Raw genomic sequence first — 20,947 nt, forward strand, 5'->3', positions numbered from 1 at the left:
AAGCCCTTCCCCGATCGACCGAGCGTCCTGAAGGGCGCCCGAAACCGGTCGTCGAATTCGGTTCCCCAAAGCGGACATGGCCCCTTGGGCTCGTTGTACACCACTCCCGAGGACACGATCGTCACCACACCGGACCGGGCTTCAGGCGCAGAGGGAGCCCAGGTTGCAATCAGCGTTCCCGTGCACTAGCCTCAAGTAGATCAAGCACAGCCGAGTTGATTGAGGCTGTGAATCAGGTCGGACGAGGCGCGTCGGGGGAGGTGCCAGGTGACCGACAGGATTTTCATCAGCGGTGTCGCCGGCTTCCTGGGAAGCCATCTGGCCGATGCGTTCCTGAGCCGCGGAGCCCGGGTCGCCGGCATCGACAACCTGCTGGGCGGCAGCGCCGAGAACGTGCCGGCGGGGGTCGATTTTCGCGTGGCCGACTGCAATGACCGGCCCGGCTATTCCGACATGCTGCAGGGCACCCGCGTCGCCTATCACTGCGCCGCCCTGGCCCATGAGGGCCTAAGCGTGTTCTCGCCGCACCTGATCAGCACGCATGGCATCAACGCGACGGCGGGGCTGATCAGCGCCGCCATCGCCGCCGGCGTCGGGCGGATCGTCTATTGCTCGTCGATGGCGCGCTACGGCCGCAACGCCCCGCCCTTCGCCGAGCACCAGGATCCCCGGCCGGCGGATCCCTACGCCATATCGAAGGTGGCCGGCGAGCAGATGCTGCGCACGCTGTGCGACGCGCATGGCGTTGCGTTCAACATCGCGGTCCCGCACAACATCATCGGCCCGCGCCAGCGCTACGACGACCCCTACCGCAACGTCGCCAGCATCATGATCAACCGGATGCTGCGCGGCCTGCAGCCGATCGTCTATGGCGACGGCAGCCAGCGACGTTGCTTCAGCTTCGTCGCCGACGTCGTGCCCTCGCTGGTCCGTCTCGGCGTCGATCCCGACATCCGGTCCGAGGTCTTCAACCTCGGCCCCGACGAGCAGGTGGTGACCATCCTGGAGCTGGCGCGCGAGATCGCCGGCCAGCTGGAGTTCGAGCTGGCGCCGATCTTCATGGCGCCGCGGCCGCTGGAGGTGCAGGACGCGTTCTGCGCCTCCGACAAGGCGCGGCGCCTGCTGGGATACCGGACGACCTACACGCTGCGGGACGGCCTGGCCGGGATGATCGCCTGGATCCGCGCCAAGGGGCCGCGGCCGTTCCGCTATGATTGCGAGATCGAGATCCGCAACGAGCGGACACCCAGGACCTGGGCGGAGTCGATCATCTAGGGCGGCGGAGACGACGCGGTGGGCCGAGCGCATCAGCTGTTCCGCAAGGCCGCCCGCACGGCGCAGGTCCACATCCCGCTGCTGCGCGAGCTGGGCAAATCCACCGAGCACCGCTGGCGCCGGTTGACGCGCTCGGCGCATGACCGGGAGCTGGACGGGCTGCGGCTGATCGAGGTGCCGGACGGGGCGCTGTTCCTTGATGTCGGCGCCAATCGCGGCTGGGCCACCCACTCGATCCGGACCCTGTGCCCGCAAGCGCGGACCGAGGGGTTCGAGCCGAACCCCGAGATGGCGCGCCGCATCGCCCGCCTGTACCGCCCGCCGGACGCCCTGCACCGGGTGGCCCTGTCGGACCGGGCCGGGGAGGTCGCGCTCCACGTGCCGACCTATCGCGGGCTGGCCTTCGATGGCCTGGCCTCGCTGAGCGAGGCGGAGGCGCGCCGGTGGCTGAGCCCGGACACGCTGTTCGGCTTCGATCCCGGCTGCGTCGGGATCCGCCGGATCGCCGTCCGGGCCGCCACGCTGGACAGCTTCGGGACCGACCCGTTCTTCATCAAGATCGACGTGCAGGGGCACGAGCACGAGGTGATCGCCGGCGGCTTGGGCACGATCGCGTCGTCCCGGCCGATCATCTTCGCCGAAAGCCAGGTGCTGGACATCGCCAGGGTGCTCGGGCTGCTGTCGCCCTGGGGCTATCGGGTCTGGCGCTTCGACGGCGCGTTCCGGGCGGGCGAGGTCTCCGAGGAGAACGTCTATCTGGTGCCGGAGTCGAAGGCCGGCCTGATCAGGCCACCCTAGGCTTCAGGCGGCGGTCATCGCCGGGATCCACCGTCCGCCGGCCCGGCCGGAGGACAGGCAGGCCTCGACGATGGTGGCAAGCCGCACGCCCTGCCAGCCGTCGGACACCGGCCGCTCCCCCGTCCGGATGCAGTGCAGGAAGCATTCGACGGCGTTCGCCAGGGTTTCCTTCTGGCGGTGCAGCGGCAACACCCTGGCCTTGTGTCGATCGGCGTCGAGGTCGTGGAACCCGTCGCCGCCGGGCGCCTCGGCGAAGGGAAATTCGTGGAGCCTGACCTTGTGGTGCTGCTCCAGGTCGTCGAACTCGACCGCCTGCCGGTCCGAGCTGACGACGATGCGCCTGGCCTTGGCCGCGGCGGACCAGTTGACGCGGATATCGGCCCTGACCCCCGACGCGTAGGACAGCATGATGTGCTGGTCGCCCGGCACGGCGGCGCCCGGCGCCGGCAGCGCCCTGGTGGAGACGGCGAGCGGGCTCTCGCCGACCAGGAAATCCAGGATGGCGAGGTCGTGGATCGCTAGGTCGTGGAAGATCGACGCGTCCTGGCGCGACCGGCCGTTGTTGGTGCGCACCGATTCATAGCGGCACAGCCCGGCGAAATCCCGGCGCACCAGCATCCGTTTGATCAGCCGGATGCTGTCGCTGTAGAGAAAGGTGTGGTCGATGAACAGGGTGCGCCGCCGCTGCTGCGCCAGCATCACCAGCGCCCGCGCCTGGTCCGCCGTCTCCGCCACCGGCTTCTCGATCCAGACATGCTTGCCGGCATCGAGGGCCGCCCTGGCGAGGTCGTAATGGGTGTTGGCCGGGGTGGCGATGGCCACGGCGTCCAGCGGGCCGCTGCCCCACAGCTCGGCCGGCCCGGTGGCGAGCCCGGCATCCGGGAAGCGGCGGCGGGCCTCCTCGCGCCGCACAGGGTCGATGTCGGCGATCAAGGACAGATCGAGCCCCGGCACTCCCGACAGACACCGGGACAGTATCTTCCCCCAGTATCCGAATCCGATCACGGCAATTCGCATGCAGCGCTCTCCCCCCGAAGCCACGACCTGCCTGCTTCCCGCAAATTATCACCCTTGATCGCCGAGTTCTATCCGTCGGCATCGAGAATTTATCGAAGGCCGAATAAATAATCGGCCGTGCGGTTGCGCCGCCGACTGCCTCTGCTAGACTGAATTTCGGGTGGGGAGCCTGAATCGCATGACCGACATATCGGTTGTGGTCATCTCGACGAATGAAGGCGTGGAGTTGGATCCATGCTTGGCGTCGGTGCTGGCCAGCACGGCGGATTTTGAGGTGATCGCGTTCGACAACGCATCGACCGATCACACCGCGGACCTGCTGGCCCGCACATACCGCGACAGCCGGGTGACGGTCGTCACCAACCCCGCCAAGCTGGGCTTCATCGAGAACAACAACCGGGGCATCGAGCTGGCGAAGGGCCGTTACGTCCTGCTGCTCAATGCCGACACGGTGGTGAAGCCCGACACGCTGGCGGCCATGGTGGCGTTCATGGACGGCCATGCGAATGCGGCGGTCGCGACCTGCCGCCTGCTGTATCCCGACGGCGCGCCGCAGGCCCATGTCCGGCGCTTTCCGACACTGGGATCTTATTTCTGGCGCATCACCCATCTGGACCGCCTGTTCCCACGCCTGCGGTCGGTCGAGCGCTATCTGATGAACGACCTGCGGCACGACCGGCCGGTCGAGGTCGACTGGTTCATCACCGCCTTCTTCTGCATGCGCCGGGAGGCCATCGACCGGATCGGCGCGCTGGACCGGACCCTGCTGCAGCCATTCTATTGCGAGGACCTGGAGTGGTGCTATCGCGCCCGCCTCGCCGGCTACAGGAACTACTACGTGCCGGATGTCGCGATCACCCATGTCTACCGCCAGAGCAGCAGCAAGCGGTTCGGCCGCCTGTCGATGGTCCATCTCTGCAACATCGCGATCTTCGTCTGGAAGCACCGGTTCGCGCTGATGACCGGAAAGGTCGCCTCGACATGAGCGTGCTGCTGCTGAACCAGCCCTGGATCGACAGCGCCGAGGAATACGGCCTGCGCGCGGGCGTCCGCTGGGCGCAGATCCGCAAGCGCGACCGGTCTATGCCGTTCCATGCCTTTCCCTACGCGCTGGCCTGCGCCACCAGCTACCTCAGGGCCCATGGCGTCGAGGCCGAGCTGCGCGACAGCATCGCCCTGGGGGAGAAGAAGGACCAGGCGCTGCGGCACATCGCGGACCGGGCCCATGACGTCGTGGTGCTGGAGACCTCCACCGCCTCGATCGCCTGCGACCTCGAATTCTGCGACGCGATCAAGGTGCTGCGCCCGACAACGACGGTCTGCCTGGCCGGGCAGCACGCCACGGCGATGCCGGAGCATGTGCTGCGCTCCAGCCCCGCCGATTTCGTGCTGATCGGCGAATACGAGCAGACCCTGCTGGAGCTCTGCCGTGGCCTGGCGGCCGGCCGGGCGCCCGCCGCCCGGACGAAGGGGCTGGCTTTCCTTCGGGACGGGCAGGTCGTCGACGGCGGCCGGCACGCCCCCCTGGACCTCCGCGAGCTGCCGCCGCCCCACCGCGACCCGGCGACGGTCCAGACCTATAACGAGCCGTCCGCCGGGTTCTTCCCCAACGCCACGGTGATGACGTCGCGCGGCTGTTCGTTCCAATGCACCTTCTGCGTCGAGGCGTCCCTCAACTACGGACCGTCCTCGCGGTTCCGCTACCGGCCGCTGGAGAATGTGCGCGAGGAGATCCTGGCCCTGGTGACCGATCATGGCGTCAGGGAGATCTTCTTCGACGACGCCTTCTTCACCGAGAAGCGCGCACTCGAGATCTCGGAGCTGATGGAGGGCCTGCCGGTGCGGCTGCACTGGTCGTGCTGGATCGACCGCGGCCTGTCCGAAGCGACGCTGCGGCGCATGAAGAAGGCCGGCTGCTCCGGGGTCAAGTTCGGGGTCGAGACCTTCGATCCGGAAATCGGGCTGGCGGCCAAGAAGCGGGTGCGCCGCAGCGCGGTGGAGGCGCTGGTACGGCGCTGCCGCAAGGCCGGCCTGCTGACCCATGCCAGCTACGTCTTCGGGCTGCCGGGCGAGACCCGGCAGACGCTGGAGCGGACCCTGGAGGCGGCCGCCGCGCTGAGGACCACCTCCTTCCAGGCATCCATCGCCATCCCGATCCCGGGGACCGAGCTGTTCGACCAGGCGCAGCGGAACGGCTGGCTGCGCACCACCAAATGGAGCGAATACGAGGGGCAGGGATCCTCCGTCCTGCGATACGAGGATCTGGACGAGGCCGACCTGCTGTGGGCGATGACCCGGGCGCGGCGACTGAAGATCCGCCGGCTGCTGCAGAACCCGGTGGCGCTGTCGCTGTACGCGATCAAGCTGCTGCGAATGATGGGGCCGCGGGAGTTCCTGCGCGACATGCAGCGGAAGGCCGGGTTCCTGCTGGCGCGGCAGGCGCAGCCGCGGCGATGACGGCGCCACCGCCCAGCGCGTCCCGCGTCCCGGTCTCGGGCAAGCGCGTCTTCGACGTGGCTGTCTCGGCGAGCCTGCTGCTGGTGCTGGCGCTGCCGCTCGCCGTCGTCGCTCTGCTGGTCGCCCTGGACCTGCGGGGCACCCCGTTCTTCCGCCAGCGGCGGCTCGGCTGGCAGGGCCGGCCCTTCACCATCTACAAGTTCCGCAGCATGCGGCAAGGCAGCCCGCCCGCGGACACCACCGGCGGCGCCGAGGTGCCGTTCCTCTATCTGCCGCGGCAGGATCCCCGCATCACCCGGCTGGGCCGGTTCCTGCGGCGCTACAGCATCGACGAGACGCCGCAGCTGCTGAACGTGCTGCTGGGCGACATGAGCCTGGTCGGGCCGAGGCCGTTCGACGTCCGCGATTTCGAGCAGGGCCCGTTCCCGCAGGCCGGCTACGACGAATGGGTGCGCAAGCGCCATTGGACCCGGCCCGGCATCACCGGCCTGTGGCAGGTGTCGGGGCGCAACACTACCAGCTTCGCCGAGCTGATCGCCCTCGACCTGCGATACGTGCTGGACTGGACGCCTGGCGTCGAGCTCCTGATCGTCCGCCGGACCTTCCGGGCGGTGATGGGCGGCAGCGGTGCCTATTGAGCCCATCGCCCGCGCCCGGCAGGCCCTAGGCCGCACCCTGCGCTATGCCCGGGCGGGGCTGTCCTGGAAGGTGCGCGGCGACACCGTGCTGGGCTATCCGCCCGAGGAAGTCTCGCTGGAGCTGACCAACAGCTGCAACTTCAAATGCGCCTTCTGCCCGCAATCGGATCCGCGCCACTTCGACCATGTCCCGCGGTCCATGCTGGCGCCCGACACGGCGGAGCTGATCCTGACCCGGCTGCGCGAGGGCGGCGTCCGGACCGATGTGATGCATTGGACGCTGGATGGCGAGCCGTTCCTGAACCGCAGCTTCGACGACATCTGCGGCCGGGCGGTCCGGCTGGGCTGGCGGCACTTCATCTTCGCGACCAACGGCTTCTACTGCACCCCGGCACGGCTGGCCACGCTGCCGCGGCAGGAGGGGGTGCGCTACGTCCTGCATGTCGATTTCTGCGCGGACCAGGCGCTGTTTGAGACGCATCGCGGCCAGGCCGGGTCCTGGGACCGTATCCGGCGCAACATCCTGGGCTTGGCCGGCGACGAGGCCCTGGCCCATATCGCCATCCAGCTGACCGACATCTCGTCCTTCGCCGTCGACGATGCCGGGGCGCTGGCGGCGCGGTTCGCCGAGCTGAAGCGGATGTTCGCCGGAGCCCGCGGCCTGACCTTCAGGACCCGGATCTTCCACAACGCCGGCGGGCATGTCCCCGAAATGGCCGAGCGCAAGAAGGCGGCCAGCCGCGGCTACAACCTGTGCCCCTATCCGTGGATGTCGCTGTATGTGGCGTCGAACGGCGATGTCGTCGCCTGCTGCCGCGACCTGCGGCACAAGACGGTGCTGGGCAACCTGGTCAGCGACAGCCTGCCCTCGATCTGGAACGGGGCAAAGTACCGGCAGATGCGCGCGGCCCTGCTGGCGCGGCAGCCGGACCGCGTCGCCGCATGCCGCGGCTGCGACCTGCCCTACGACGCCAGCAAATTCGCCTTCGGCCACCTGGTCCATATCGCACTGAACCGGTTCGGCATGCTGCGGTAGCGGGACGGAGCGGGCGCCTACACGGCGTCGCTGGTGCCGATCGCCTGCCGCGTCGCGCGGCAGACCTCGTCGACCTGCTGCTCCGTCATCTCCGCGAACATCGGCAGGGACAGGGTCCGGACGGCGATGCGCTCGGCGACCGGAAAATCGCCCGGCCGGTAGCCGAGGCCGGCATAGGCGGGCTGCAGATGCACCGGCCGCGGATAGTGGATCCCGGTCTCGATCCCCGCCGCCGCCAGCGCCGCGCGCACCCGGTCGCGCTCGGGAACTTCGATGGCGAAGACGTGGTGGACGTCGCTGCAGCCGGCCTGCGCCACCGGGTGGCCGGCGATGCCGTCCCCAAGCCCGTCCCTGTACCGCCGGGCATGCCCGGCCCGCGCCGCCGACCAGCGGTCGACATGGTCCAGCTTCACCCGCAGCATCGCCGCCTGCACGGCATCCATCCGCATGTTGAAGCCGGCGAGGCTGTGGATGTTCTGCTGGGCCTGCCCCCAATGGCGCAGCAGGCGGACGCGTTCGGCCAGGCCGGCATCGCCGGTGACGACGGCGCCGCCCTCCCCCAGCGCGCCGAGCGGCTTCGACGGGTAGAAGCTGAAGGTGCCGATGTCGCCGATCGCGCCAACCCGGCGCCCGTCATGCAGGGCGCCATGGGCCTGCGACGCGTCCTCGATCAGCCGGAGGCCGTGCGCCTTGGCCAGGGGCGCCAGGGCCGTCATGTCCGCCGGGCGGCCGTGCAGGTGGACGGGAACGATCGCCTTGGTGCACGGCGTGATCGCCGCCGCGACGGCCGCGGCGTCGATCGTCCACGCCCGGGGCTCGATGTCGACCAGGACCGGGCGCGCGCCGGTGTACTGGATCGCGGCGACGGTCGCCACGAAGGTGAAGGCCACGGTGATGACCTCGTCGCCCGCCCCGATGCCGCAGGCCAGCAGCGCCAGTTGCAGCGCGGAGGTCCCAGAGTTGACCGCCACGGCATAGGACGTGCCGCAATAGGCCGCGAAGGCATCCTGGAAGGCCTCCACCTCGTCGCCCAGCCCATACCGGCCGGACCTGAGAACCCGCAGCGCCGCCTCTTCCAGCGGTTCGCGCAGCGAGGCGTTCTGTGCCTTCAGGTCGGCAAGGGTTATCGTCACGCGATCTGCTCCGCAACCATTGACGGCAAGCACGACCATTGCCTGGCTCACGCGGGCACCGTTACCAGGCAAGCTCGACATCAGGCTAAACCGCCTAAAGTGAAGTCGGCAATGCGATCGACCCACTCGGTCAGAGCAACCTGGCTCGATTGCGCCATATGCGGTCATTCCGCCCTCGCCCCGGCACCGGACATCACTCGAGCCCACGGAATTCGGCCCTTCTTGGTCAGCTCCGGGCCGCTGAGTGAGCCCGAGACCGGCCGTCGCAACCACCGATACGAAGCGGACACGGCCGGACGCGATCCAAAGCGGCCGACTAGGGCGACTTGCTCACTTTGTGAAAGCTGCCGCTGACGAACGTGTTCAACAGGTTCTGTATCAGGTTGGTCGAGCAGAATAGCCGCACAGTCACCTGGCTTTAAGTTGAAGCTTTGAATAATATTTGTGCCGGGACGATATTGTACGTCAAAGGTCAGCGCTGCAGATCTGCCTTGGGCGAGCTGCCAAACATGCTTTTGTACTCTCGGCTGAATTGCGAGGGACTAAGGTAACCCACCTCATAGGCCACTCGCGACACGCTGGCGCTACCGGCGGCCAGCAGCTTTCGAGCTTGCAAAAGGCGCATATGACGTTGAAATGCCAGCGGGCTGTGTCCTGTGACCGCCTTGAAGTGCCTGTGGAACGAGGTGACGCTCATACCTGCCGAGGCCGCGAGATCGGGAATTACAACGGGTTCGCTATAGTGGGAGGCGAGCCAATCGGCCGCCGCCTTCAGCTGTTGAAACCGTCCGTTCCGTTGACCGATCTGACGGAGCGTATCGCCCATCGGGCTCTGCAGAAGACGATAGTAAAGCTCGGTCTCGTAATGAGGCGCGAGCATGCCAACATCGTCAGGAGTGCTCACGAGCCCGACGAGATGAGCAAACGCTTCCCCGACCGGACCGCTCAGATCGCCTGCGGCCACAGCGCATGTCCAGCGATGGTCGCTTTTGGGCATATCAAGCATGACGCGCGTTAGCATGCCGATATCGAGATGAAGGCTCATCCCGACGTAAGGAAGGTTCGGCGTAGCGCCGATCAACTGGTGGGTATAGGGCAGACCGAAGGACGATGCCGCGCAGGCGCCAGCCAACAGCTCGAAGCGATTGGCGCCCATGATCAACACTTTGGTGCCCCGTAACACGGCGTAAAACATGGGTTCGAACAACGCCGGCGTAGGAAGCGTGGCGCATGTGCTTGTCCACACCGTCAGGCGGGGAACGGGCGTCGGAAGGCCCACGGTCTCGGGCTGTCCCGCTATGAAGGGGGCAACGTCGCCCAAAAGGCGAGTGGTTGGATTCGGAGAATCTAGCATCGCCCAGAAATAGTTATTTGGCAGGATCGTGCAAGACTTTGGTGCGATCGGCGATGTTGTCTTTCGCGCCTCGGCTTATTTTCAGGGCCAGAAGGAGGACATACCGCCTTCCTCGCGACCATTTTGAAAGCAGCTGTTCATGGACCCGAATGCGGCCTTCCATGGACATGGAGCAAAAAGGGAAAAACATGATTGATCTCAAGGGCAAGCGCGCCCTCGTAACCGGAGGATCCAGGGGTATCGGCGCCGCAATCGCGCTGGCGTTGGCCGAAAACGGGGCGGACGTCGTGATTACCTATCAGAATTCGGTCGGGCGCGCGGACAGCGTCGTATCTTCGATCAAAAAGCTGGGCCGCCGTGGATTGGCCGTCCAGGCCGACAGTGCCGATCCGGACGCCATCAAGCGGGCCGTCAACGAGACCGTCGAAACGCTCGGTGGCCTCGATATTCTGGTCAATAGTGCAGCCATCGGACTGGTCGGAGCAATTGCGGATCTCGATCTTACAAGATTCCAGGAATTGATGGACGTCAACGTGCGCGGGCCGCTCGCCTTTGCACAAGCCGCGATACCGCACCTGCCCGAGGGCGGCCGCATCATTTCGATTGGATCGGGGCTCGGAGATCGCGTCCCGTTCCCGGGTGTGACAGCCTACGCGATGTCGAAGTCGGCGCTCCTCTCTTTCACGCGCGGCTTGTCACGCGAACTTGGCCCGCAAGGCATCACCGTGAACCTCGTGTCGCCCGGGTCAACCGACACCGAGGCAAACCCGGCAGGCGGCGAAAGTGCTGATTTCCAGCGGAGCCTCTCGTCAATCGGGCGTTTTGCGGAGCCGCGTGAAATCGCTGATGTTGTCGCATTTCTTGCAAGTCCTGCTGCAAACATGGTGACCGGCACGGTAGTTGCCGTAGATGGAGGCGCGAACGCGTAAACCGGTCACGCCGGCAAAGGCGATTGCTTGGTCTCGAAGTGAATGCAGTCGCCCTGTGAGATCATTGGGTCGCCATCAACACAAGCATGCCAATGACCTCGCGCTGGACGCCGACACTGTGAGTGTTCTCAGCAAGATCAGCGCATCGCGGTGCCTGAACGGCAGGCCTAGACGATCGGCAAGATCGCGGAGACGCTGAGCGCGTCGAGCCACCAACACGAAATCATAGCCGCGCTGGGCGAGGCGGTCGGCGAATACGGCTCCGATCCCGGAGGAGGCGCCGGTCACGAGGGCAACTTGTCTTATGGCAGACATCCGGTTCTCCAACGCTTTCGCCGAAATCCTACGTGCCGAACGTCATGGAACGAGAACGACACGTCCAAGGCGAGCGTTTCCCTCTGCATAGGCATGTGCTTCTGCAGCGGCAGCGAGAGGGAATGAGCGGTCCACGACCACGTTAAGCTCGCCTTTCGCCGACTGCTGCAGCATTCGGGAGACCGTTTGATAGACCTCCGGCTTCTCGAACTGCGTCCCCATGTAGACGCCGAAGAGCGACTGGTTTCCTTGGAGCGCAGGCCACAGATCGAGCTGCAGGTTTGAGCCACCGGCGTTGCCGACGAACACGAGTCGCCCCTCCGGCCGCAGCGCAGCCAAGGAGGTCGGCAGGGTCGCGCCGACCGGGTCTACAACGAGATCGACGCCGCGGCCTTCCGTCAGGCGCAAAACTGTTTCGATGACGTCTACCGAGCGATGATCGATCGCGTGATCGAGACCTTGCGAGAGCAAAGGTTCGACTCTTGCAGCGCCGGAGACCGTCGCCAGAACCGTAGCTCCCGCGCGATGGGCGAGCTGTATGGCGGCGATACCAACGCCGCCGGCTCCAGCCTGGATCAGTACGGTTTCGCCGCTCTTCAGCTCACCCCGGGCGAAGAGGCAATGATGGGCCGTCCCGAATGCAATCGGCAGCGCTGCGGCGGCAGGCATGTCGAGACCTTCCGGCACCAGCCAGGTCCGGCGGGCAGCCACGGTGCGGAGCTCCGCGTGGGATCCCGCAAGATCGAAGCTCGTGACCTTTTGCCCGACGTGACGATCGCTGACATCCGATCCCACAGCGACGATCTCGCCAGCAGCCGCATAGCCGACGACGTAGCCCTGATGCGGTGGAGGTGAGGATGCACGGTTGATCAAGTCCCCGCCTTCGATGGCAATGGCTTCATGGCGGACGACGACGCCGTCGGCTGGGCATGCCGGATCAGGAACGTCCTCATAACGGAGAACCTCGGGGCCACCGTTACGATCGTAGACAGCCGCTTTCATGGCTACCTCCTTGCTTCATGGTGTCGGCGCAGGTTGCCATCGGCTTTCCGACGTGGGGCCGCTATCGCCGAGGCACACTTTGGCCCGAGGTTCTACTGAGTGGCTCCGGAACGGGCCGAATGTGCAGTCGGTCAATCCCCGACATGGCGTCACCTTGCACCTGCTCGGCCAGCCGCTCACGATCCCGCCGGCGGATGTCCTCGGCTGCTTCTTCGATATCGACCTCGGCAAAGCCCAAAGCTCGCAGGCCCTCCGCGCCCATCCGATAGGCGGATTCGACCGTCTCGCGGATCTGATAGTCGACACCTGCGCGGATCAGTTCGACCGCATGTCCGCGGTCATAGCTTCGCACCAGGAGCTTAGCCTGCGGAAATTCGTGCTGAGCCAGTTCCACAATCTGCATCGCGGACTTCGGGTCATCGATGCAGATCATGATCGCATCGGCTTGTCGCGCGCCGGAGTGGTGCAGGACGTCGAGGCGGGCGCCGTCCCCGAAGAAGACCTTGAACTCGTATCGTCCAGCGTCGCGGATCCTGTCGGGGTCCTTGTCGATGACAGCGAGGTCGACGCCCCGGGACAGCAGCGCCTGCGACGCGATCTGGCCGAAGCGGCCGAAGCCGATGATGAGGATCCGCCCCTTCAGGTCGCGGGCGACGTCGACGCCGTCCATCGATGCTTCGGCGCGAAGCATCCTGTCTGCCGCGATCATGAGCAGAGGAGTCAGCGCCATGGACAGGATCACGACGGTGGAGAACAGCGCGTTCTCTCGCGCATCGATCACGCCGCCCGACGTCGCCGCAGCGTAGAGCACGAAGGCGAACTCGCCGCCCTGCAGGAACATGGAGGTTCGGTGCAGTGCCTGGTAGGTGGAGCCGCCGAACAGCCGGGCGACCGCATAGACCACGGCGCCCTTCGCGACTGTGAAGGCGGCCAGCATGGACAGAAGAGGCCGCCATTCGGCCGCGACGACGGCGAGATCGAGCGACATGCCGACGGCCAGGAAGAACAATCCCATGAGCAGGCCGCGAAACGGCTCGATGTCGCTTTCGATCTGGTGCCGGTAGCTCGAACTCGACAGCATCACCCCGGCAAGGAACGCGCCCATCGCCATCGACAGCCCGGCGACCTCCATCAGCAGAGCCGCCCCAAGGACCACCAGCAGCGCACCGGCCGTCAGAACTTCGCGCGTCCGCGCCCGCGCCAGCAGCGCGAAGAACGGGTTCAGACCCCAGCGCGACACCACCAGGAGCACCAGCAGCGCCGCAACCGCCACCAGAATACCGGTCCATCCCGCCTGCCCTTGCGACAGCGGCGACAGAAAGGCGACCACCGCCAGAAGCGGCACGATCGTCAGATCCTCAAACAGAAGGATCGCGACCGACTTCTGGCCCTCCGCGCCCGACATCTCGCCGCGGTCCTGCAGCACCGACATGATGACAGCGGTCGAGGACAGGACGAAGCCCGCCCCGGCGATGAAAGCGACCGGACCGGACAGCCCGAACACCACCGCGCCCGTCAACGCAAGGGACGCGATCGCAGCGGCGACCTGGGCAAGGCCCAGCCCGAAGATCTGGCCACGCATCGCCCACAGCTTGGGCGGCCGCAGTTCCAGTCCGATCACGAACAGGAACATCACCACCCCGAGCTCCGAGAAATGCAGAATGGACTGGGCATCGGTGAACAGCCCGAGCACCGATGGCCCCACCAGCGCGCCGGCGGCGAAGTAACCGAGGACCGAGCCGAGGCCGAGCCGCCGGAACAGCGGCACGGCAACGACGGCCGCTCCCATCAGCACTACCGCAGGAGCGATGGTCTGCCCCAGGCTCGCTTCAGCCATCAGGTCGCCTTTCTCGTGTCGTGGGTGGCCGCCCGGACGATCGGCGCAACCTCGGTGCCCAGAAGTTCGATCGAACGCTTCATCGCCGCTGTTTCGAGCGAGGCGGTGCTCATCTGGAAGGTGATGCGCGAGACACCCCCGAGCACCTCGCCGGCATAAAGCATCTTGGCCGCGACCGTCTTTGGATCGCCGATCAGGAACGCGCCTTCCGGACTGGCCATGGCGTCGAACTGCTCCCGCGACGGCGGCGGCCAGCCGCGCTCGCGGCCGATCCTTCCGGTCAGATGCGCCCAGCCGGGGAAGAACGCCTCCCTGGCCGCCGCGCCGGTTTCGCCGACGAAGCCCATTGCATGGACGCCCACCTTGAGCTTGTCAGGGCTATGCCCGGCACTCGTGCCGGCCTCGCGATAGAGATCGACGAGCGGGCGGAAGCGCTCGAAGGTGCCGCCGATGATCGCGACCATCAACGGCAAGCCGAGCGTGCCGGCGCGAGCGAAGGATTGCGGCGTGCCGCCGACGCCAATCCAGAGCGGCAGGCGCGGCTGATGGGGACGCGGATAGACGCCCTGTCCCTCCAGTGCCGCGCGGAAGCGACCCTTCCAGATCGGATAGGTCGTCTCGTTCAGCTTCAGGAGCAGATCGAGCTTCTCGGCGAAGAGCTCGTCATAGTCCCGCGGGTCCGCGCCGAACAGCGGATAGGCTTCGCCGAACGAGCCTCGGCCGACGACGATCTCAGCGCGGCCCCCGGCGATCAGGTCCAGCGTCGCGAACTCCTGGAAGATCCGGACCGGGTCGGCGGCGCTCAACACCGTCACGGCGCTCGTCAGTCGGATCTGGCTGGTGCGGGCCGCGGCGGCGGCGAGGATGATCGCCGGCGCGGAATCGAGAAACTCGGCGCGATGGTGCTCGCCGATGCCGAAGACATCGAGCCCGGCCCGGTCGGCGACCTCGACCTCATCGAGGAGATCGGCCAGGCGATCGGTCGCGGGAGGGAGCTTGCCCGTCGCCGGATCGAGGAGGATTGCGGCGAAGCTATCGATTCCGATGTCCATGGATGATCCTTGCAAGCTCATTCGGCGGCGCGAAGCGGTGACACGGGTTGGGAGCGGCGAACGATCACGTCGTCAGAACCGATAGTTCGCCGTGACGCCGATGAGCTTTATGACCTGCGACGGCCCCGTCTCTTGAATGAACGTTCCTGGGTCGAAGACGCCGGCCGAGGCCGACAGATTCAGCTCAGGCGTCACCTGCCAGGCTGCGGCGAGTTCGACTTGCGTCCCGATGAAGCGCGCATTGCTGTCTTTGCCGCTGCGGACGAGCGCGCCTGAGATTGCATAGATGCCGTCGCCGGCGCTCTGTCGCCAATAAGCTGTACCCGACAGCGACAGCTCGACATCCTTGTGCGGGCGGATCGTGATGGAAGGCCGCACGTGAATGAGGTTCCGCTGTCCGATCGGCGACTGGGAGGCAAAGTACTTGCCCCTGGGAAACAGGGGGTTGAGCGTTCCCAACCTCGGATCATTCGCATCGTCGTCGCCCGAGATGACATCGGCCGTGAGCCTGACGTCAGGCTGCATCGGAGTTTCAAGAAACCGATAGCCGATTTCGCCGCCGATCCCCCATCCGGACCTGCGGTGACCCTTGAAGGTTCCGCCCTGAAGAGCGGCCTCGAGGTTCCAGTATGAGGAGCCGGTGTCTCCGAATATGCGGGCGCCGAAAGTATGCACCAACTCCTTTCCGGTGCCCTGGTCGTAAACCGCGTTGCGATCTTGCAGGCCGAGATAGAAGACATCGAAGCCGTTCGCGCGGTTCTCGCTCAGCCACTGCGTCGCGTAGATGCCCCAGAGCGTCTTCTGGTGCGAGGTCCGATCATCGAAATCGCCCAGCTTGTTGTCGACCGGGCGAAAATAGAGCGCTGTGACCTGACGGGTCCGGCCGGCCAGTGTTGCCTCGAAGCCGTCAAAAGCTTGCGGGACGTTCGGGCCGTAACGCGTGTCGACGAAGCGTCCCGCGCCCAGCGAAACCAGTTTGCGGCCCGCCGAGAGCCTCAGCGTTGCGCCCTCCGCAATATCGGCGTCCACCTCGACGAACGCCTGCAGCATATCGGCACCGGTCGTGTCGACTGGTCGCTCGGCGCGGCGAACGCCTGAAATTCCAGAAAGGATCGGTTGCACGAACAGCCGCAGCCTGCCCGCATGAAAGTCGGCATAGGGCATCAACCGATGCCAGACGTAACGGTCATCCGGCGCTGCCCCCCAGGCGACGTTGGTATAGCCCTCGTAACGCGAGCGAATTTCGACCCCCGTCGAGAGATAAGTCGATCCATCCGCACTCAACGGGATGTACTTGAACCGTTCAGTCCAATGACCCGTTCGTCTGGAGGAGTCCGCGAGATAGGACCAATCCTCTGGATAACGCTCGATGGTGAGCGTCGGCGCGCGCCCGATATCGGTCGCAACCTGTGCTTGCGCGGCAGCAGACATCGCAGCGACTGCCGTCGCGAGGACAAGGCCCCGCACAGCGGTCAGCGACCGCTGCGGGCCATTCCAAACGGAGCGACGCGGTTGATGGCGGACGTGGGCTTTTTCAGCGGCTCGTCGAGGCGGGATGACGAGGCCCGGCCAGCACTCGGCGCTTGCGGAATGCATCGTTCAGGATTCTCGTCACCCCGCCCGCATCAGCCTGCGTTGCCCGGCACCGGCGTGTTGAGCAACTGCTGCTCCCACAAATACGCGATGCCGCTGCCGCCGAGGTGATCGATCAGGATCTGTGTCAGTTCTTCGGCATGCTCGGTGCGCGCCCAGTCGCGCTGCCACTCGCCGGCCAGCGCCATCCAGGTCATCGGGTTCGCGCCGGCCGCGATCATCCGCTGGATGGCAACCTCGTGCGACTCGGTCGAAACGCCGCCCGACGCGTCGGTGATCACGGTCACGTCCCAGCCTTCGCCGGCGGCCTGGATGACGGGCATGGCGACGCAGACTTCGGTCCACAGGCCCGCGATGATCAGCTGCTTGCGGCCGGTTGCCTTGACGAGGTCGACCACCTTCTTGTCCTCCCAGGTGTTCACCCAGGTACGGTCGATCACCTCTTGGTCCGGGAAGACGTCCGTGATCTGCTTGAAAAGCAGGCCGCCACGCGCCGCAAGCACGCTCGTGAGGATAGTCGGAACGTTGAAAGCTTTCGCAAGCTTCGCGAGCGCGGTCACATTATTGACCACGGCCTGCGGATCATGGCTGTTCACGTTCGTAAGCTGAAAGGCCTGATGATCGATCAGAACGAGGACCGAATCTTCGGGACGAAGAAGCGAGGCCAGGCCGTTACGGAAGGTCATTATTGCGTCCTTTGCTGCCGCTTTGCGCGGCACTGGTTTTGCGGAGACATGCGCCAGCGGGCGACGCTTGCCGGGCGCAATTTGCCGTTCCGTCAGGTGATGAGGTAGTGCCAAGGTCCGGCACGCTGTGTCGCGAAACGAGGAACGCCGAATTGGACATCGAGGATCTACAGACATTCGTCGCAGCGGCCGATGCCGGGGGCGTATCGGCCGCCGCGCGCCGGCTCGGCGTCTCCAAGTCGATCGTCAGCCGGCGGCTTCTGCGGATCGAAGCGGAGCTCGGCGTCCAGCTTCTCGCGCGAACGACGCGCGGCGCCGCGCTTACGGAGGCGGGGATCACGTTCAGGGATCATGCGGCGCGGGCCGGTGCCGAGATCGACGCGGCCAGGGAGGCGATCCTCCCCACCGGTGAGTTGCGCGGCCGCCTGAGGGTCGCCATGCCGCTCACCTTCGGCCCGACCCACTTCGCCCCCGTGCTCGCGGAGATGGCACGCCGGCACCCGCAGCTTCACATCCACGCCTCCTACAGCGATCGCTTCGTCGATCTCGTCGCGGAGGGTTTCGATTGCGCGATCCGGGGCGCCTATCTTCAGGACTCCAACCTGATCGCGAAGCGCATCGGGCCGATCCATGGCAAGCTTGTCGCAAGCCCGGCCTATATCGAGATGCACGGGTCACCCGAGACCCTGAACGAACTCGCCGCCCATCAGGCCCTCATGCAGGGAACGGAAGCCTGGCAGTTCATGGATGGCGACAGGATCGTCACGGTCCAGCCGCAGGGCAGGTTCAAGGCCGACAGCGCCACGGCGCTCGCCGCGGCGGCGGCGGCGGGTCTCGGCATCGCCTGGCTCCCCGATTGCATCACATATGAACATGTGGCCTCCGGCGTGCTGGTGCCGATCATGACACGCTATCCGGTCCCTCCGGGGGCCGCGTATGTCGTCCGCCCGCCGGGCCAGCATCCCACGCGGAAAGTGCGGGTGCTCACCGAAATGCTGATCGAGTATTTCGCACGAAACCCGGATATCTGGGGTCTCGACCGCTGAAACGAACGGGACGAAGGCTTGTTGAGGAACTGCGCTCGACGGTCGCTCCGCCGCGGGCCGCTGGGCTCGACGAGTGCCCGCACGTTCCACTTGCCGCGACACAGCTTGACGCATCGCAGGGCTAGTCGGGCATATGGTGGCTCGCCAGTTTGGGCATTCGCATCGGCAAGGGCGGGGCCTCCGGGAAGCCCAGGAAAGGATGAGGCGCATGAGTTGGAATCCGGCAATCGAACCGGGCTGTCCCGATGAGGTCGGCCTGGACGCGATCGAGACCCTCATCGTCCCGCGCGCCCGCGATCTCGGCGGCTTCGAGGTCCGGCGCGCCCTGCCGGCGCCGAAGCGGCAGATGGTCGGACCGTTCATCTTCTTCGATCAGGCCGGGCCGGCCGAGTTCTTGACCGGACAGGGCGTCGACGTTCGGCCGCATCCGCATATCGGTCTCGGCACCGTCACCTATCTCTATCGCGGCGACTTCCATCACCGGGACAGCACCGGGGCCGACCAGACGATCCGTCCCGGCGAGCTGAACTGGATGGTCGCCGGGCGCGGCGTGACACATTCCGAGCGCACGTCCGCGGCGGCCCGAAGGGGTCCGAACAGTCTGTTCGGAATCCAGACCTGGCTGGCGCTGCCCGAGCGTCACGAGGATATGGCGCCGATGTTCGAGCATCATGGCAAGGAGGCCCTGCCGGTGATCGAGGACTGCGGCGTCTCGGTCCGGCTCATCCTCGGGAACGCCTATGGCGAGAAGGCCCCCGCGACCATGTACTCGGAGACCTTCTACGCCGACGTGACGCTCGAGGCGGGAGGCCGGCTGCCGATGCCGCAGGATCACGAGGACCGGGGCATCTACATCGTCGAAGGCTCGATCTCGATCGCCGGCCAGGATTTCGAGGCTGGCCGGATGATGGTCTTCCGCCCCGGCGACAGGATCACGGTCGCCGCCGGCGCAAAAGGCGCTCGCCTGATGATTCTCGGCGGCGCGACCCTTTCGAACCCCCGCTACATCTGGTGGAATTTCGTCGCGTCTTCGCAGGAGCGCATCGAAGAGGCCAAAGCCGAATGGCGCGCGCAGAACTGGGGCAAGGGGCGCTTCGATCTCCCGGTCGATGACCGGGATGAGCACATTCCTCTTCCGGACTGACCGGCGCAGGTGACTCAACCACGCCAGTTAGAAGGAGCAATTCCCATGAAGGTTCGCAAGTTCACTATCACCGACGCAGTGCCGGAACGTTCCCCGGGACAGGACGGGGACGTGTTTGTGGGCAATCTGGTCGACCAGCGCCATGCCTCCCCGATCACCATCGGCTAGGGGCGCTATCGGCCGAACCAGACACTCGAGGAGACAATGGCCGTCGATGATGTGATGATCGTCCTCGAGGGGCGGCTGTCGGTGTCCGGAAACTCAGACAGCGTTACCGCAGGGCCGGGCGAAATCGTCCATATGCCCAAAGGCCAGAAGGTCACGATCCGGTCGCACGAGCAAGGCGCGGTCACCGCCTATGTCACCTATCCCCACTGGCAGGAGGCACGGGAGCAAGTCCTCCGGGGCGACGCCGCAGGCTCGACGTCCACGCGGATCATGCTCATTCGAGCGATTTCGGTGGACTCAATCCTGGCTTCGTGCCGGCCGCATCTTAGGCAGGATCTTGCCGCGCCGATAGGCTTCGATCTAAAGCATGTTGCGCTGGCGCGGCACAATTTTCGATCCGCCACTTAGGTTTGCGTGACTTCGGAGCATCGGCCAGAGCCACGTGAATGACGACGCTGTGCCGCTGTCGGGACTTGAAGCTCCAGTCCCATGACATAGCAATGAAAGCCCTCAACTAGGGCTTCCATCAGAGACCGTGGCCGTTTGCGCCTGGCTGGGCCGGGGACAATGGCTGCGCCGTCGCTACGCCTCAACGCTTGAAAGCCCGCTTCGATCGACGGTTCGAAGGGGCGCACCACCAGACTCCGCCCCGCCTGCTCATAGGCAGCCATCGGATCGACCAATGCGATCCCGGCTCCAGCGGCAACCATCGAGCAGACCGCATGAGACGTGCGGGCCGTGAACGCTACGGTGCGAGGAATGCCGTCAAGGGCAACATCGACGAGAGCGGCAAACAACGATCCTGGCCGCAGCGATACGAAGGTTTCGTTCACGAGATCGCCGGGCCGGATGCAGTCTCGCTCGGCGAGCCTGTGACCGGTCGGAAGGACGGCGACCGCGGCGAGCGGTGTCGGATGGACGACGAAGCCCGATCGGCTGATCGTGGCGCCGGCATAGCCGAGATCGACCCCACCACCGGCGACCGCCTCGATCACCAGATCGGATGTCATCGATGCCAAGGACACCCGAACGCCGGGCCGGGTCTTCATGAAATCGACTAGAAACCGCGCCAGGAGACCGTCAGCGAGCGTCGGAATGGCGGCGATCCGCAGGGTGCCGAGGGTCGCGTGCTTCAGCCCGTCGGCAAACGCGGCAATACTACCGAGACCGACGAATGAGCGCTCTACCTCCTCGGCCAACGCCACCGCAGCCCGGGTCGGCTGGAGATGCGTGCCGCGTCGCTCGAACAGGGTGAGGCCGGTCTCCGCCTCGAAATCCCGGATGAGACGCGTTACGGCCGGCTGCGACACGAACAGGAGTTCGGCCGCGGCGGTCATCGAACCCGCCAGCATCACGGCGCGAAACGCCTCGACTTGCCTTTGGGTGATGCGCATAGAACACCATAACATTGCCGCATAAGAGCATATATTTTTCATATTTGACTGTTAATAATAAAATTGTCCATTC

20 protein-coding genes and 1 pseudogene are annotated in these 20,947 nt (G+C 65.9%); 11 read left to right on the forward strand and 10 right to left on the reverse strand.

Going from position 1 to position 20,947, the window contains the following annotated elements; genetic code table 11:
- Positions 1-267: 267 nt before the first annotated feature.
- Entirely contained in the window at positions 268-1,275 is a 1,008-nt protein-coding gene (locus BWR60_RS01055; RefSeq protein ID WP_088149141.1) for an NAD-dependent epimerase/dehydratase family protein, read from the forward strand.
- An 18-nt stretch (positions 1,276-1,293) separates the two neighbouring features.
- On the forward strand, positions 1,294-2,073 hold the full coding sequence (locus BWR60_RS01060; RefSeq protein ID WP_088149142.1) for an FkbM family methyltransferase: 780 nt from the start codon (positions 1,294-1,296) through the stop codon (positions 2,071-2,073).
- Between the two features lie 3 nt (positions 2,074-2,076).
- On the opposite strand, the gene BWR60_RS01065 is transcribed toward BWR60_RS01060, so the two are convergent.
- Complete coding sequence (locus BWR60_RS01065) at positions 2,077-3,090, reverse strand: Gfo/Idh/MocA family protein (RefSeq protein ID WP_088149143.1); 1,014 nt, start codon at positions 3,088-3,090, stop codon at positions 2,077-2,079.
- A 178-nt stretch (positions 3,091-3,268) separates the two neighbouring features.
- Here BWR60_RS01065 and BWR60_RS01070 point away from each other — a divergent pair, with 178 nt between their 5' ends.
- Genes BWR60_RS01070 through BWR60_RS01085 form a run of 4 tightly spaced genes read left to right on the forward strand, consistent with a single transcriptional unit; the run spans position 3,269 to position 7,221 of the window.
- The gene (locus BWR60_RS01070) at positions 3,269-4,075 is read left to right on the forward strand and encodes a glycosyltransferase family 2 protein (protein WP_088149144.1); all 807 of its coding nucleotides are present in this window, start codon (positions 3,269-3,271) and stop codon (positions 4,073-4,075) included.
- A complete protein-coding gene (locus tag BWR60_RS01075; RefSeq protein ID WP_088149145.1) occupies positions 4,072-5,547 on the forward strand; it encodes a B12-binding domain-containing radical SAM protein in 1,476 nt (491 codons plus the stop codon). The genes BWR60_RS01070 and BWR60_RS01075 overlap by 4 nt, the downstream gene beginning before the upstream one ends.
- The gene (locus tag BWR60_RS01080; protein ID WP_179221578.1) at positions 5,544-6,185 is read left to right on the forward strand and encodes a sugar transferase; all 642 of its coding nucleotides are present in this window, start codon (positions 5,544-5,546) and stop codon (positions 6,183-6,185) included. Before BWR60_RS01075 ends, BWR60_RS01080 begins: the two co-directional genes overlap by 4 nt.
- Positions 6,175-7,221: a radical SAM/SPASM domain-containing protein gene (locus BWR60_RS01085; protein WP_088149147.1), complete on the forward strand. Its 1,047-nt coding sequence runs from the start codon at positions 6,175-6,177 to the stop codon at positions 7,219-7,221. The genes BWR60_RS01080 and BWR60_RS01085 overlap by 11 nt, the downstream gene beginning before the upstream one ends.
- A gap of 17 nt (positions 7,222-7,238) precedes the next feature.
- Here BWR60_RS01085 and BWR60_RS01090 read toward each other — a convergent pair whose 3' ends face one another.
- A complete protein-coding gene (locus BWR60_RS01090; protein WP_230982907.1) occupies positions 7,239-8,354 on the reverse strand; it encodes a DegT/DnrJ/EryC1/StrS family aminotransferase in 1,116 nt (371 codons plus the stop codon).
- A 472-nt stretch (positions 8,355-8,826) separates the two neighbouring features.
- The gene (locus BWR60_RS01095) at positions 8,827-9,708 is read right to left on the reverse strand and encodes an AraC family transcriptional regulator (RefSeq protein WP_088149149.1); all 882 of its coding nucleotides are present in this window, start codon (positions 9,706-9,708) and stop codon (positions 8,827-8,829) included.
- Positions 9,709-9,869: 161 nt separating this feature from the next.
- Here BWR60_RS01095 and BWR60_RS01100 point away from each other — a divergent pair, with 161 nt between their 5' ends.
- On the forward strand, positions 9,870-10,637 hold the full coding sequence (locus BWR60_RS01100; protein WP_230982908.1) for an SDR family NAD(P)-dependent oxidoreductase: 768 nt from the start codon (positions 9,870-9,872) through the stop codon (positions 10,635-10,637).
- Positions 10,638-10,712: 75 nt separating this feature from the next.
- Here BWR60_RS01100 and BWR60_RS38850 read toward each other — a convergent pair whose 3' ends face one another.
- The 6 genes from BWR60_RS38850 to BWR60_RS01130 all read right to left on the reverse strand — a co-directional run bounded on the left by BWR60_RS38850 (position 10,713) and on the right by BWR60_RS01130 (position 17,122).
- The gene (locus BWR60_RS38850; protein WP_218823267.1) at positions 10,713-10,952 is read right to left on the reverse strand and encodes an SDR family NAD(P)-dependent oxidoreductase; all 240 of its coding nucleotides are present in this window, start codon (positions 10,950-10,952) and stop codon (positions 10,713-10,715) included.
- 42 nt (positions 10,953-10,994) lie between these two features.
- Positions 10,995-11,954: a quinone oxidoreductase family protein gene (locus tag BWR60_RS01110; RefSeq protein ID WP_088149150.1), complete on the reverse strand. Its 960-nt coding sequence runs from the start codon at positions 11,952-11,954 to the stop codon at positions 10,995-10,997.
- 61 nt (positions 11,955-12,015) lie between these two features.
- Entirely contained in the window at positions 12,016-13,791 is a 1,776-nt protein-coding gene (locus BWR60_RS01115) for a monovalent cation:proton antiporter-2 (CPA2) family protein (protein ID WP_088149151.1), read from the reverse strand.
- On the reverse strand, positions 13,791-14,843 hold the full coding sequence (locus BWR60_RS01120) for an LLM class flavin-dependent oxidoreductase (RefSeq protein ID WP_088149152.1): 1,053 nt from the start codon (positions 14,841-14,843) through the stop codon (positions 13,791-13,793). Before BWR60_RS01120 ends, BWR60_RS01115 begins: the two co-directional genes overlap by 1 nt.
- A gap of 72 nt (positions 14,844-14,915) precedes the next feature.
- Positions 14,916-16,439, reverse strand: coding sequence for an alginate export family protein (locus tag BWR60_RS01125; RefSeq protein ID WP_088149153.1), 1,524 nt, complete (start codon positions 16,437-16,439; stop codon positions 14,916-14,918).
- 29 nt (positions 16,440-16,468) lie between these two features.
- Positions 16,469-17,122, reverse strand: coding sequence for a hydrolase (locus tag BWR60_RS01130; protein ID WP_088149154.1), 654 nt, complete (start codon positions 17,120-17,122; stop codon positions 16,469-16,471).
- Between the two features lie 152 nt (positions 17,123-17,274).
- Here BWR60_RS01130 and BWR60_RS01135 point away from each other — a divergent pair, with 152 nt between their 5' ends.
- From BWR60_RS01135 to BWR60_RS01145, 4 genes and pseudogenes are all read left to right on the forward strand, one after another.
- The gene (locus tag BWR60_RS01135; protein ID WP_088149155.1) at positions 17,275-18,168 is read left to right on the forward strand and encodes a LysR family transcriptional regulator; all 894 of its coding nucleotides are present in this window, start codon (positions 17,275-17,277) and stop codon (positions 18,166-18,168) included.
- A gap of 208 nt (positions 18,169-18,376) precedes the next feature.
- Positions 18,377-19,312, forward strand: a complete 936-nt coding sequence (locus BWR60_RS01140) for a pirin family protein (RefSeq protein WP_088149156.1) — start codon at positions 18,377-18,379, stop codon at positions 19,310-19,312.
- Positions 19,313-19,357: 45 nt separating this feature from the next.
- On the forward strand, positions 19,358-19,480 hold the full coding sequence (locus BWR60_RS38590) for a hypothetical protein (protein WP_275542359.1): 123 nt from the start codon (positions 19,358-19,360) through the stop codon (positions 19,478-19,480).
- Between the two features lie 30 nt (positions 19,481-19,510).
- Positions 19,511-19,888 (forward strand): annotated as a pseudogene (locus tag BWR60_RS01145) (hypothetical protein); the annotation flags it as partial.
- On the opposite strand, the gene BWR60_RS01150 reads toward BWR60_RS01145, so the two are convergent.
- Complete coding sequence (locus BWR60_RS01150) at positions 19,885-20,874, reverse strand: LysR substrate-binding domain-containing protein (RefSeq protein WP_179221579.1); 990 nt, start codon at positions 20,872-20,874, stop codon at positions 19,885-19,887. The pseudogene BWR60_RS01145 and the gene BWR60_RS01150 sit on opposite strands and share 4 nt — an antisense overlap.
- Positions 20,875-20,947 lie beyond the last annotated feature (73 nt).

Origin of the sequence: Inquilinus limosus, assembly GCF_002195995.1 — a bacterium.
GTDB classification, from domain to species: Bacteria; Pseudomonadota; Alphaproteobacteria; order DSM-16000; family Inquilinaceae; genus Inquilinus; species Inquilinus limosus_C.

Coding starts and splice junctions, on each gene's coding strand:
- BWR60_RS01065 (WP_088149143.1), bottom strand. CDS start 3,090: ATGCGAATTGCCGTGATCGGATTCGGATACTGGGGGAAGATACTGTCC.
- BWR60_RS01070 (WP_088149144.1), top strand. CDS start 3,269: ATGACCGACATATCGGTTGTGGTCATCTCGACGAATGAAGGCGTGGAG.
- BWR60_RS01075 (WP_088149145.1), top strand. CDS start 4,072: ATGAGCGTGCTGCTGCTGAACCAGCCCTGGATCGACAGCGCCGAGGAA.
- BWR60_RS01080 (WP_179221578.1), top strand. CDS start 5,544: ATGACGGCGCCACCGCCCAGCGCGTCCCGCGTCCCGGTCTCGGGCAAG.
- BWR60_RS01095 (WP_088149149.1), bottom strand. CDS start 9,708: ATGCTAGATTCTCCGAATCCAACCACTCGCCTTTTGGGCGACGTTGCC.
- BWR60_RS01100 (WP_230982908.1), top strand. CDS start 9,870: ATGGACATGGAGCAAAAAGGGAAAAACATGATTGATCTCAAGGGCAAG.
- BWR60_RS38850 (WP_218823267.1), bottom strand. CDS start 10,952: ATGTCTGCCATAAGACAAGTTGCCCTCGTGACCGGCGCCTCCTCCGGG.
- BWR60_RS01110 (WP_088149150.1), bottom strand. CDS start 11,954: ATGAAAGCGGCTGTCTACGATCGTAACGGTGGCCCCGAGGTTCTCCGT.
- BWR60_RS01115 (WP_088149151.1), bottom strand. CDS start 13,791: ATGGCTGAAGCGAGCCTGGGGCAGACCATCGCTCCTGCGGTAGTGCTG.
- BWR60_RS01120 (WP_088149152.1), bottom strand. CDS start 14,843: ATGGACATCGGAATCGATAGCTTCGCCGCAATCCTCCTCGATCCGGCG.
- BWR60_RS01125 (WP_088149153.1), bottom strand. CDS start 16,439: ATGCATTCCGCAAGCGCCGAGTGCTGGCCGGGCCTCGTCATCCCGCCT.
- BWR60_RS01130 (WP_088149154.1), bottom strand. CDS start 17,122: ATGACCTTCCGTAACGGCCTGGCCTCGCTTCTTCGTCCCGAAGATTCG.
- BWR60_RS01140 (WP_088149156.1), top strand. CDS start 18,377: ATGAGTTGGAATCCGGCAATCGAACCGGGCTGTCCCGATGAGGTCGGC.
- BWR60_RS38590 (WP_275542359.1), top strand. CDS start 19,358: ATGAAGGTTCGCAAGTTCACTATCACCGACGCAGTGCCGGAACGTTCC.
- BWR60_RS01150 (WP_179221579.1), bottom strand. CDS start 20,874: ATGCGCATCACCCAAAGGCAAGTCGAGGCGTTTCGCGCCGTGATGCTG.